Below are 12,358 nucleotides of genomic sequence, written 5' to 3'. Positions count from 1 at the left end.
CCGGATGCGCGTTCATTCGAGAAACAGCTGCCCTTGTCCCGACACGACGCGTTCGAAATCGTCGCGCAGAAACGGCAGGATCGCATCGGCGACGGGCTGCAGCTGCCGGCTCACATAGAACCCGTAGTCGATCGGCGCGTGCGTCGCTTCGAGCGGCTCGGGCCCGGCCGTCGTCATCACGTAGCTGATCCACCCGCCGCGCTGATATTGAAGCGGCCGGCCGTTGGCCTGATTGAATTCGTCGGCGATCCGCGCCGCGCGCACGTGCGGCGGCACGTTGCGCTGATATTCCCGCAGCGGCCGGCGCACGCGCTTCCGATAGACGAGCAGCGCGTCGAATTCGCCGGCGAGCGTGCGCTGCACGTAGTCGCGGATGAAGTCCCGATAGGGCTCGCGCCGGAACACGCGACGATACAGCTCGCGCTGGAACTGCTGCGCGAGCGGCGTCCAGTCGGTCCGGACCGTTTCGAGTCCCTTGAACACGAGGTCTTCGCTGCCGTCGGCCGCCGCCGCGAGCCCCGCATAGCGCTTCTTGCTGCCTTCTTCCGCGCCGCGCACGGTCGGCATCAGGAAGCGGCGGTAATGCCGTTCGTATTGCAGCTCGAGCGCGCTGTCGAGCCCGAAGCGTTCGCGCAGGTGCGTGCGCCACCAGCCGTTCACGTGCGCGACGAGTGCACGGCCCTTGCGCGCGGCTTCGTCGTCGTCGTGCGCGCGGCCGAGCCAGACGAAGGTCGAATCGGTATCGCCGTAGATCACGTCGAAGCCCTGCGCCTCGATCAGTTCGCGCGTGCGATGCATGATCTCGTGGCCGCGCATCGTGATCGACGACGCGAGACGCGGATCGAAGAACCGGCAGCCGGTCGAGCCGAGCACGCCGTAGAACGAGTTCATGATGATCTTCAACGCCTGCGAGAGCGGCGCGTTGTGCTGGCGCTTCGCGTCGTCGCGGCCTTCCCACACGCGCCGCACGATGTCGGGCAGACAGTGCGCGGTACGCGAGAAGCGCGCGCCGAGAAAGCCGGGCACCGACGCGTCGTCGTCGGGATGCGCGAGCCCCTCGATGAGTCCGACCGGATCGATCAGGAACGTGCGGATGATCGACGGATACAGGCTCTTGTAGTCGAAGACGAGCACCGAGTCGTACAGGCCGGGCCGCGAATCCATCACGAAGCCGCCGGGACTGTTCTGCCCGGTCACGTCGCCGAGATTCGGCGCGACGTAGCCGAGCCGATGCATGCGCGGCAGATACAGATGCGTGAACGCGGCGACCGAGCCGCCGGTGCGATCGGCCGCGAGCCCGGTGACGGTCGCGCGTTCGAGCGCGAACGACAGCAGGTCGGCCTTCGCGAAAATGCGCGTGACGAGCTCGCAGTCCTTCAGGTTGTAGCGCGCCAGCGCCGGCTTGTCGTGATCGAAGCGGCGCTGGATTTCGTCCATCCGCTGATACGGGTTGTCGATCGACTTGCCTTCGCCGAGCAGTTGCTGCGCGACGTATTCGAGGCTGAACGACGGGAAGCTCCACGTCGCGGACTTCAGCATGTCGATGCCGTCGAGGATCAGCCGGCCGGCCGCGCCCGCGAAGAAATGATCGGGCTGCTGCCCGTGCGCGCGCCAGTCGAGCACGCTGCCGCCGCGGCCGAGCTTCAGCGGCACGCCGAGCTGCTCCGCATGCGTATGCAGCACGCGCAGATCGAACTGCACGAGGTTCCAGCCGATGATCGCGTCGGGATCGTGCGCGTCGAACCAGTCGTTGAGGCGCGCGAGCATCGTCGCGCGGTCGTCGCAGTAGTCGAGATCGAAATCGCGCGCTTGGGCCGCGTCGCCGTTCGGCGGCCCGAGCATGAACACCTGTCGTTGTCCGCAGCCTTCGAGCGCGATCGAATAGAGATCGCCGTGGACGCTCGTTTCGATGTCGAGCGACACGCAGCGCAGCGCGGGGCGATAGTCGGTCGCGGCTTTCAGCTCCGCGTCGACAAGCGTGCGCGCATCGCCGTGCCGGCCGCGAAACCGCACCGGTGCGGTGATGAAGCGCTCCATCGTGTAGCGGTCGGGCGGCTGTACGTCGGCTTCGTAGACGTCGACGCCGGCTGCCGCGAGCCGCTTCTGCAGCGCGGTGAGGTGCCGGTAGCGTCGGCAGTACAGGCCGACCACCGCGCGCTGCCGGAAATCGCGCAGCGCGAGCGGGCGCAGCTCGGCGTCGCGCTCGCCGGCGAGCACGCGTTCGGCGAGCGGCTGCTGTTCGGCCGGCACGAACGCGACCGCCTCTTGCGGACGCAGCCGCACGCGGCGTGGCCCGTGTTCGGTCGCCAGCCAGAACTCGACCTCGACGCCGGCCGACGTGTCACGCCAATGTCGGGTAAGGATGAAACCCTGCTCGAACTCCGTCAAAACGCACGCTCGCGATGGATGCCCAGGCGGCGGATTGTAGCGCCTGCGCACGCGGCATGCCGCATGCCGTGCGGCGTGCCGTGCCGCGTGCCGCGTGCCGCGTGCCGCGATGCCGCGATGCGCCGCTCAGGCCGGCGCGGGCACGAGGCCGTCCTTGAGATGCTCGGCTCGTTGCGGCCGCTGATAGAGGTAGCCCTGCGCATACTGAATGCCGACCGCATGCAGCGCGCGATGCTGTTCTTCCGTTTCGACGCCTTCCGCGACGATCTTCAGTCCGTAGTGGTGCGCGACCGCCGCGATGCCCTCGATCAGGCGCGCGCTGCCGCCGTCGAGCTGCGCGACGAACTGGCGGTCGATCTTCACGTAGTCGAACGGGAAGCGCGTCAGCATGTCGAGATTGCTGTGCTGCGTACCGAAGTCGTCGATCGCGAACTTCACGCCCTTCGCGCGCAATGCGGCGAACATCGCGGTCGTCCGCGGATTTTTCTCGAGCAGCACGCGCTCGGTCACTTCGAGAACCAGCGTGAAGCCCGGCGGCAGGCGCCGGATCGCCTCGTCGACGATCGACATGAAGCGCGGGCGCTCGAGATCCTTCGGCGCGACGTTGATCGCGATGCGCAGCGGCATCGCGGGTGCGAGCGCGGTCAGCTCCGACACGGCCGTGCGCAGCACGTATTCGGTCACGCGCGGCAGCACGGCGCTCGACTCGACCTGCGGCACGAACGCGGTCGGGCTGATCGCCCCCCACTTCGGGTGATGCCAGCGCAGCAGCGCTTCGACGCCGACGGTCCGGCGCGTTTCGATCTCGACGATCGGCTGATACACGACGTGGAATTCATTGCGCCGCAGCGCATCGCCGACGGCCTTCAGCAGCAGCCGGCGCGGCGCTGTCGCGATCAGGTAGGCGGCGACGACGAGCGCGTCGACGAGCAGCGCGATCGTGCCGAACAGCAGCCGATAGCGGCGCTCGACCTGCGACACGTATTGCGCGGACGCAACGACCGACACCGTGAACGGCCAGGCGCGCGACGCGATCGCGGTGCCGCGCGGCCGCACGGCGCGCGACGCAGCAATGAAGCGGCCGCGATGATCGAGGCGGCCCGCGCCCGCGATCGAGAGCGTCGCGCTTTCGGCGCCGTAGCTGCCGCTGTGCGCGAGCGCGTCGGCGACGTAGTCGCCTTCGATCAGATACAGCACGCCGGCATCGCGCGCGGTCGCGCGAAACGCGACGAGCACCGGGATGCCGCGCTGATACGGCGTCTCGGGCAGCAGCGTGATGCTCGTGCCGTCCGCGGCCGGCGTGGCTGCCGGCGCGCGCACGTAGGCGTCGAGCGGCGCATCGATCGCGCCGAGGGCGGACGAACAGGTCAGCCGGCCGCCGTTGACGAGCGCGATCGCACGCAGATAGCGCAGCCGCGTTTCGGCTTCCGCGAGCGACGCGAAGATCTGTCTGCACGGCCGGCCGACGAGCGGCGGGAGCGCGTCGGCATGGCGCGAGCGCAGGCTGTTGAGGATGCGATCGACCGACGCGGCGATGTCGCCGGCCACAAGGCCTTCGTGCCGCGCGACGGCGTCGCCCGCATAACGCTCGGCCAGCACGAATGCACCGGCGGGCACGAGCACGCACACGGTCACGACGGCGGAGAATGCAAGCCGCAACCAGACGGCACTGCGCTGGAAGACGGGCTTCGCGCCCGAGGTCGGCGCCGGTATCCCCGCGGTCGCCTTTGTTGTTGTGCGCATGGTGGCAAATGAACCGGTCGAATGGGCCGATCGCGAGCATGCGGCATGCCTGGTCCGGGCAATGCGGCTCGCGGTTGCGGTCGTTCACGTGCCTGGAGCGCTTGCTCGGCGAGGCGGGCCCGGTGGACGCGTATCGTCTCGGGCCGCAGGCCGAAAAATACCCCGGCCGCATCGCTGTGCGGCCGGGGCGAAAGCACCTTCTCTTGGCACGAGGACGGCGCGTTCGCAGTATAAGACGCACCGCGCGATTACGGAATAACGATTTGTAATAAACGGTACGACCTGGAAATTGAGTCGTTGAAGGAAATATTGCCGCGTGCCTGTGCCCGTACCTGCGGCGCGCGCGGCGCGCTCACGCGCTGCTTTCCGATACGCCGTCGTTGGCCGGGTTCGCGGCGATGCGTGCGTGCGGCGGCGGCGCATCGTCGGCCACGTTGACTTCGAGCTGCGGCGGACGTCGGCCGGCGGGCGCCGGCGGCGTCGGATCGAACGCGTCCAGCAGCGAGCGGCCGCGCGCGGTCAGATGCGCGCGCCGCGTACCGCCGGCGGCATGTTCGAGCATCACGAGCTGGCGTTCCAGCAACGTGTCCAGTTCGGCGCGGGTCATATCGAGCTGATCGGGCGCATGACGGACCAGCATCAGTGTCGCGAATTCGTGAGGGCTGAGCATGTTCGTCTCTCGGGTTCGATCGTCGGGAATGAACGCGGCGGCGCGCGGTGCAGCGACGTGCGCGGTTCGATCGGGCTGCGTTCGGCGCGTGGCGCGAGCGCGGCACGCGCGAGGGCGCGCGCCGCACGGCCGTCGGCGCAGGAACGATGCGTCGGCTTGCGACGCGAAGAGGGCGGCGGGCGTGGCTCGTCGCGGGCTTCCGATCGAGCCGCGCGTCGAACGGCAACCGGACGACGCGTGACCGTTCGTCCGTCCGCGACCGCTTCGTCGACACACCGATCGAAACACGCAGCGCGCAAACAGCGGCTGCCTTGAGCGACACCTAAAATAGATCGGCAAGCGCAAATTTCAAGAGGCTCTTCGACCCAGCACATACGGAGGCTTCATGGATCTATTCGACATCGTGGAAGAGCAGATGGACGCGATGCGGCTGCCGCTGTACGCGGTGACCGTGACGGCGGCGGCACGCGTGAACACGCCGCTGATCGCGATCCTGCACTGGCACGGCTTTCGTCGCGAAACGCCGCTCGAGCTGCCGGGCATCGCGATACCGCCGCGCCCGGTGCCGGGCTGCGCGATCCAGATCGGCAGCGCGTGGCACGCCTTCGAAGCGGTCGACGCGATGCTGCTCGACGCCGCGTGGCGGCTCGGCGCATGGGAGCTCGAACGCATCGAGCGGCGCGCATGCACCGAGATCGGCGCGCCGGCATCCGAAGCGCTCGCGTGCCGCCAGGCATTCGGCGACTACGACAGCGGCGCGCCGGCCGAGCACCATCTCGTCGACGGCGCGCCCGATCGCGGCGAACTGATGCAGCTCGCCGCGCGCAAGGGCTACATGCGGTGGATGTTCCGGCCCGTGAAGGGCGGGCTGTGGCGTGCGCTCGACGAGCGCGACGACACGCTCGACGCCGACGGCGGCCGCCGCCCGCCGTGTCCGGTCGCGCCGCGGCCGATCGTGCCGCGCCCGCGTCGCACGGCCCGCGCGGCGCGCACCGTGTACCGCCTCGGCGACGTCCGCGGCATCCTGCTGCGCTGAAACATTTTGTTACGTATTCGCGATTCGTCGGCCTCTTGAAGCGCGCGGCGGGCGCCACTATTTCGCTTTCCGCCAATCGACGGCACGACCGCACGCGAGCCATCCGCGCCCGCGTGCGCGGTCGGATTCCTTTTTGGTGATCTCATCGCTCAGGAGATGAAAATGCAGATTCGTCCCCTCTACGACCGGGTTATCGTCAAGCGAATCGAACAGCAGCGGACGACGGCCTCGGGCATCGTGATTCCCGACTCCGCCGCGGAAAAGCCCGAGCAGGGCGAAGTCATCGCGGTCGGCAGCGGCCGGCTGCTCCAGGACGGCTCGCAGCGCCCGCTGCAATTGAAGGTCGGCGACCAGGTTCTCTTCGGCAAATATGCAGGCCAGACCGTGAAGGTGGACGGCGAGGAACTGCTCGTGATGCGCGAAGAGGATGTGATGGGCGTACTCGAACCTGAATCGTCCGCCGCACGCAAGGCGGCCTGACCACCCGATTCGACCGCGGCGCACGGCGCGCAGCCGGAGCGCGCGGCTTTTCGTACAACGACATTATCCGGAGCAACAACATGGCAGCAAAAGACGTGAAGTTCCACGACGGCGCGCGTAGCCGGATCGTGAAGGGCGTGAACGTACTCGCCGATGCGGTGAAGGTGACGCTGGGCCCGAAGGGCCGCAACGTACTGATCGAGCGCAGCTTTGGCGCGCCGACGATCACGAAGGACGGCGTGTCGGTCGCGAAGGAAATCGAGCTGAAGGACCGCTTCGAGAACATGGGCGCGCAGGTGGTCAAGCAGGTCGCGTCGAAGACGGCGGACGTCGCAGGCGACGGTACGACGACCGCGACCGTGCTCGCGCAGGCGATCGTGCAGGAAGGGATGAAGCATGTCGCGGCCGGCATCAACCCGATGGACCTGAAGCGCGGCATCGACAAGGCGGTCGGCGCGGTGCTCGACGAACTGCGCAAGCTGTCGCGCCCGATCGCGACGAACAAGGAAATCGCGCAGGTCGGCGCGATCTCGGCGAACTCGGACGAAGCGATCGGCAAGATCATCGCGGACGCGATGGAGCGCGTCGGCAAGGAAGGCGTGATCACCGTCGAGGACGGCAAGTCGCTCGAGAACGAGCTCGAAGTCGTCGAAGGGATGCAGTTCGATCGCGGCTACGTGAGCCCGTACTTCATCAACGACCCGGAGAAGCAGGCCGCCTATCTCGACGATCCGCTGATCCTGCTGCATGACAAGAAGATCTCGAGCATTCGCGATCTGCTGCCGATCCTCGAGGCCGCATCGAAGGCCGGCAAGCCGCTGCTGATCGTCGCCGAGGACGTCGACGGCGAAGCGCTCGCGACGCTCGTCGTCAACGCGATGCGCGGCATCCTGAAGGTCGCCGCGGTGAAGGCGCCGGGCTTCGGCGATCGCCGCAAGGCGATGCTGGAAGACATCGCGATCCTCACCGGCGCGACCGTCATCTCCGAGGAAACCGGCAAGCAGCTCGAGAAGGCCACGCTCGAGGATCTCGGCCGCGCAAAGCGCGTCGAGGTGCGCAAGGACGACACGATCATCATCGACGGCGCGGGCGATCCGGCGCGCATCGACGCGCGCGTGAAGGCGATCCGCGTGCAGATCGACGAAGCGACGAGCGACTACGATCGCGAGAAGCTGCAGGAGCGCGTCGCGAAGCTCGCGGGCGGCGTCGCGGTGATCAAGGTCGGCGCGGCCACCGAAGTCGAGATGAAGGAGAAGAAGGATCGCGTCGACGATGCGCTGCACGCGACGCGCGCGGCCGTCGAGGAAGGGATCGTGCCGGGCGGCGGCGTCGCGCTGTTGCGCGCACGCGCGGCGCTCGCCGACCTCAAGGGCGCGAATGCCGACCAGGATGCCGGCATCCGGATCGTGCTGCGCGCGCTCGAAGCGCCGCTGCGCGTGATCGTGTCGAACGCGGGCGAAGAGCCGTCGGTCGTGATCGCGAAGGTGCTCGAAGGCAAGGGCAACTTCGGCTACAACGCGGCGACCGGCGAGTATGGCGATCTCGTCGAAGCGGGTGTCGTGGATCCGACCAAGGTCACGCGCACCGCGCTGCAGAACGCCGCGTCGATCGCCGGCCTGATCCTGACGACGGACGCGACCGTCGCCGACGCGCCGAAGGACGAAAGCCCGGCGCCGGCGCCGTCGCCCGCCCTCGACTACTGAGCGGCGGTCTTACCGCCCGGTCTCGGCCCGCCGGCCTGTCGCCGGCCGGCGCGGCTCCCGTTCGGCGCACGCGGCGTCACACCCGCGCTGCGCCGTTTTTTTTCGTCTCGCGTCGCATCGATATCTCACACGTCGTGCCGCGACGCGGGCGCGCCGGCCGGCACGTCCGCCGCGCGATCCGCGAGCCGTTCGAACTCGGAAGGATCGTGGCTGCTGAACACCAGCACGCCGTTGCGGCGCTGCGCGAGCGCGCGCAACGCAGCCTGATTCGCGAGCCGCGCGCGGCGGTCCTTCTCCAGCATCCACTGATACATCCGCAAGCCGACATGGCATTGCGGATTCGCGTTCATCTCGCGCGCGTCGAAGTACGCGTCGGCCGCGTTCAGCAGCCAGCCGTGCGCGGTCTCGATCGCAATGCCGGCATGCCCGAGTGTATGGCCGCGCAGCGGCACGAGCAGGATCGACGGCGGCAGGCCCGCGAGCGCCTTCACGCCAGCGAAGCCCTGCCATGTCTCGCCGCCGTCCGGATAGGTGCGCCACTTGCCGGACGTCGACCACTGCTGCGGACGGAAGCGCTGCCGATCCATCCACGTACGCTGCGCGGCCGCATACGCGCGCTCGGTTTCGAGCAGATGCACGGTCGCCTCGGGGAAATCGTCGAGTCCGCCCGCGTGATCGAAGTCGAGATGGCTTAGCACGATATGGCGGACGTCGCGCGGATCGTAGCCGAGCCGTTCGATCTGCCGGATCGCGGTCATTTCCTCGCGAAACGCGGGACTCACGAGCCCGAGAAAGAACCGGCTAAGCCGCGAACGCGGATCGGCGACGTCGCGCAAGCCGAAGCCGGTATCGACGAGCACCAGCGAGTCGCGCGTCTCGATCAGCACGCAGTGGCATGCGAGCGAGCCGCGTTCGAAGATGCCGTGGCGGCTGCCGTTCATCAGGCGCCCGCACAGCGGGCACGTCGAGATGCAGTTCAGGTGATGGATCACCATGACGGGAGGCTCCGCGCCGGATGCCGGCGGACGGCCGAGCGCGCGGGCCGTCCGCCTCGGCGCACGTGTCAGCTGCGGTCGGGCTCGTCGGCGTCCGGCGACCGCTCGACCGGCGCGCCGGCGCCGAGCTCGGCACCGGTCGTCGGGTCGCAGTTCGGTTCCGAACGAAGCCGCTGCGCGAGCGCGTCGATCGCCTCCGCCTGCTGCGCTTCGAGCATGCCCTCCGCGATGCCGGTGCCGCCGTCCACCGCCGGCTCGGCCGGCCGCACTTCCAGATCGCCGCCGTGGTTCCACGGTCCAATCAGCGGTTCGACGTCCGGTTGCATCCGGAAGTACACGCGATCGTACGGCTCCATCGGCGGCAGCTTGCCGGGCGGGAAGTTCGCATCGATCGCATACAGCGCCTTCTCGAACGACTTCTGGTGCGACACTTCGCGCGTCATCAGGAAACCGAGCGCATCGCGCACGTTCGGATCGTCGGTCACGTTGATCAGTCGCTCGTAGATGATCTTCGCGCGCGCCTCGGCCGCGATGTTCGAGCGCAGGTCGGCGGTCGGCTCGCCGATCGTGTCGATGTAGGCCGCGCTCCACGGCACCGCGCCCGAGTTCGTCAGCGGCGAACCGGCACCATACAGCAGCTGCGTCACGTGACTGTCGTTGCCCGCACCGTTCAGCTTGCGGTACAGCTCGGCCTGCTCGTCGACCGCTTCCGCGAGCTCGCCCTTCGCGCCGCGGTTCAGCATCGCGACGAGCGATCCGATCACTTCGAGGTGGCTCAGCTCCTCGGTAGCGATATCCAGCAGCATGTCCTTGCGGCCCGGATCTTCCTCGGTGATCGCCTGCGTGAAGTAGCGCATCGCGGCGGCGAGTTCGCCCTGCGGCCCGCCGAACTGTTCGAGCAGCAGGTTGGCGAGACCGGGGTTCGGTGCGTCGACACGCACCGTGTACTGCAGTCGGGTGTTGTGAATGAACATGGCATCTCCGTGTGAGTGGTCCACGCGTTTCGCGACGCCGATGCAGCACGAAGCGGTCCCGTTGCGAGCGGGCATACGGAATGCTCGCGTGACAACGATGCGCCGACCCGGGCTCGGGCAGCAGTCGTCACCGCTGCCGAACCGTATCGGAGCGCGGCGCACGGTGCGTCGCGGGCGGAAGTCGCGAGGGGCGAATGCCGCTGCTTTACGACCCCCGTCGATGTGCGTCGCGCGGCACTGCCGTCGCTACGTCGTCGTCGTGCTGTCGTGCCTTTCGCGGCGGATTTTTCAAGTGCCTTGCATTTCCGGCGCATCGTCAGTTCCCGTTCGCGGCCGCCGCGTGCCGCCACCCATTCCCGCAGGAGGGACGATGTCGACTGTCGGCCGTAATCCACTGACCGAGCGCACTGCGTCGGGCATCCGCGACGTGTTCGCCGGCAGGCGGCGCGGCCCCGGCACGCTGTTCCTGTTCGCGGGGCCGGCCGTGATCGCGTCGGTCGCGTATATGGACCCCGGCAATTTCGCGACCAACATTCGTGCGGGCGCGCAGTTCGGCTATGCGCTGCTATGGGTCGTGCTGCTCGCGAACGTGATCGCGATGCTGTTTCAGTCGCTGTCGGCGAAGCTTGGCATCGTGACGGGCCGCAACCTCGCGGAGCTGTGCGCCGAGCATTTCCCGCGGCCGATCGTCTATGCGATGTGGATCGTCAGCGAACTGGCGGCGATGGCGACCGATCTCGCGGAATTCCTCGGCGGCGCGATCGCGCTCGCGCTGCTGTTCGAGCTGCCGCTGATCGTCGGGATGTTCGTCGTCGCAGTCGTCACGTACGCGATCCTGCTGTTGGACCGGAACGGTTTTCGGCCGATGGAGATCATGGTCGGCGTGCTGGTCGGCCTGATCGGACTCTGCTATCTCGCGGAGATGTTTATCGCGCCGGTGGACTGGGGGCAGGTCGCGATGCACGCGGTCATGCCGCAGATGCCGCGCGGCGACGCGCTGCTCGTGTCGGTCGGGATCGTCGGCGCGACGGTGATGCCGCACGCGCTTTATCTGCACTCGGGGCTCACGCAGCGCCGCGTGCCGGGGCTCGATGCGGCGCAGCGCCGGCTGCTGGTGCGCTATTCGAACCTCGAGGTGATCGTCGCGCTGTCGCTGGCCGGCGCGATCAACATGGCGATGGTGATCATGGCGAGCGCCGCGTTTCATGCGGGCTTCAGCGACGTCGCGGAGATCGAGACCGCGTATCACACGCTGACGCCGCTGCTCGGCACGACGGCCGCCGCATTCTTTCTCGTGTCGCTGATGAGCTCCGGCATTTCAAGTTCGGCGGTTGGCACGCTCGCCGGACAGATGATCATGCAGGGCTTCGTCGGCTTCCGGATGCCGGTGTGGCTGCGGCGGCTCGTGACGATGGTGCCCGCCTTCATCGTCGTCGGGCTCGGTGTCGACGCGACGCAGGCGTTGCTGATCAGTCAGGTCGTGCTGTCGTTCGTGCTGCCGGTGCCGATGGCCGCGCTCGTCTACTTCACCGCGCGCCGCGACATCATGGGCGAGTTCGTCACGCGTCCGGCGATGCGCTGGACCGCAATCGCGGCCGCGGTCGTCATCGCCGTGTTGAATCTCGGCTTGGGTGTCGCGATGGTGCAAAACGCGACGTCGACGGACGCGGCCGCACCTGCTGCTGCGCACGGCGGCGCGTCGTCCTGATGGCGGGATGAAGCGGAGTCGGTGCGGCGTGCACGCCGCGTGACGACCGACCTCGGCGGCGTGCTCAGTGCACGCCGGCCGGCGCGATCGCGCGCACGGTGTCGGTGATGCGCATGCAATGCGACAGCCCGAAATTCTCGGCTTCGCGGCGTTCCGGTTCGCTGCTCGCGAGGGCGGCGGCACGCTCGGGCGGCACGCCGAGGGCCTGCAGCGCGACGTCGAACGGATGCTGGTTCGCGGCGCGATCGGGCTGATCCGCGTCGCTGACCACGACCGAGAAGCGGTCGAGATTCGCACGCCCGAACTGACCTTCGAACATGTCGCTGAGTCGCGCGGCCGGCAGCGTCGTGACGAGCCCGAGCCGATAGCCGTGCTCCGATGCACTGTCGAGCCACTGGATGATGGCATCGCGCTGATGACGCGCTTCGCGCGAATCGGGTGTCGCTTCGATTTGTTCGAATGCGGCGTCGAGTCGGGTGACGATGGCTTCGATGACCACGATGATTCCTCTCCAGAGACGTGACGGTCCGTTCGCTGACGGGAATGCCGAACACCTTAGCGTCGAACCGAAACGCCCAACCAATTAATCTTTTTACCCGACTCATAGGGTTCGGCTAATGAATGCCGGGCAAACGCAATGCCCGCGTGCCATGCGGCCGAA

Annotated in this window: 10 protein-coding genes; 4 read left to right on the top strand and 6 right to left on the bottom strand. The window is 68.0% G+C overall.

Annotated elements, in window-relative coordinates; genetic code table 11:
• Positions 1-12: 12 nt before the first annotated feature.
• From BCR55_RS20860 to BCR55_RS20850, 3 genes are all read right to left on the bottom strand, one after another.
• The gene (locus tag BCR55_RS20860; protein ID WP_065495767.1) at positions 13-2,388 is read right to left on the bottom strand and encodes a DNA polymerase II; all 2,376 of its coding nucleotides are present in this window, start codon (positions 2,386-2,388) and stop codon (positions 13-15) included.
• A 126-nt stretch (positions 2,389-2,514) separates the two neighbouring features.
• A complete protein-coding gene (locus tag BCR55_RS20855) occupies positions 2,515-4,131 on the bottom strand; it encodes an EAL domain-containing protein (RefSeq protein ID WP_223852681.1) in 1,617 nt (538 codons plus the stop codon).
• 352 nt (positions 4,132-4,483) lie between these two features.
• Positions 4,484-4,801: a hypothetical protein gene (locus BCR55_RS20850; RefSeq protein ID WP_065495765.1), complete on the bottom strand. Its 318-nt coding sequence runs from the start codon at positions 4,799-4,801 to the stop codon at positions 4,484-4,486.
• A gap of 385 nt (positions 4,802-5,186) precedes the next feature.
• On the opposite strand from BCR55_RS20850, the gene BCR55_RS20840 reads away from it, so the two are divergent.
• The 3 genes from BCR55_RS20840 (at position 5,187) to groL (ending at position 8,020) form a co-directional block, all read left to right on the top strand.
• Positions 5,187-5,837 (top strand): hypothetical protein, encoded by a 651-nt coding sequence (locus BCR55_RS20840; RefSeq protein ID WP_006404527.1) that lies wholly within the window; start codon positions 5,187-5,189, stop codon positions 5,835-5,837.
• Positions 5,838-5,999: 162 nt separating this feature from the next.
• A complete protein-coding gene (gene groES, locus BCR55_RS20835; RefSeq protein ID WP_006404526.1) occupies positions 6,000-6,317 on the top strand; it encodes a co-chaperone GroES in 318 nt (105 codons plus the stop codon).
• Between the two features lie 80 nt (positions 6,318-6,397).
• Positions 6,398-8,020, top strand: coding sequence for a chaperonin GroEL (gene groL, locus BCR55_RS20830; protein WP_053298036.1), 1,623 nt, complete (start codon positions 6,398-6,400; stop codon positions 8,018-8,020).
• 125 nt (positions 8,021-8,145) lie between these two features.
• Here the strand turns inward: groL and BCR55_RS20825 are convergent, their stop codons facing one another.
• Positions 8,146-9,015: an MBL fold metallo-hydrolase gene (locus BCR55_RS20825; protein WP_006404524.1), complete on the bottom strand. Its 870-nt coding sequence runs from the start codon at positions 9,013-9,015 to the stop codon at positions 8,146-8,148.
• A 68-nt stretch (positions 9,016-9,083) separates the two neighbouring features.
• Positions 9,084-9,989 (bottom strand): manganese catalase family protein, encoded by a 906-nt coding sequence (locus BCR55_RS20820; protein WP_065495762.1) that lies wholly within the window; start codon positions 9,987-9,989, stop codon positions 9,084-9,086.
• A gap of 370 nt (positions 9,990-10,359) precedes the next feature.
• On the opposite strand from BCR55_RS20820, the gene BCR55_RS20815 reads away from it, so the two are divergent.
• A complete protein-coding gene (locus BCR55_RS20815) occupies positions 10,360-11,697 on the top strand; it encodes an Nramp family divalent metal transporter (protein WP_006404522.1) in 1,338 nt (445 codons plus the stop codon).
• Between the two features lie 64 nt (positions 11,698-11,761).
• On the opposite strand, the gene BCR55_RS20810 is transcribed toward BCR55_RS20815, so the two are convergent.
• Positions 11,762-12,196 (bottom strand): hypothetical protein, encoded by a 435-nt coding sequence (locus tag BCR55_RS20810; RefSeq protein ID WP_006409400.1) that lies wholly within the window; start codon positions 12,194-12,196, stop codon positions 11,762-11,764.
• Positions 12,197-12,358: the final 162 nt, after the last annotated feature.

The sequence above is a fragment of the Burkholderia sp. CCA53 genome (genome assembly GCF_001685525.1).
In the GTDB taxonomy this organism is placed as follows: Bacteria; Pseudomonadota; Gammaproteobacteria; order Burkholderiales; family Burkholderiaceae; genus Burkholderia; species Burkholderia multivorans.
This window is presented reverse-complemented; position numbering and strand designations above follow the sequence as displayed.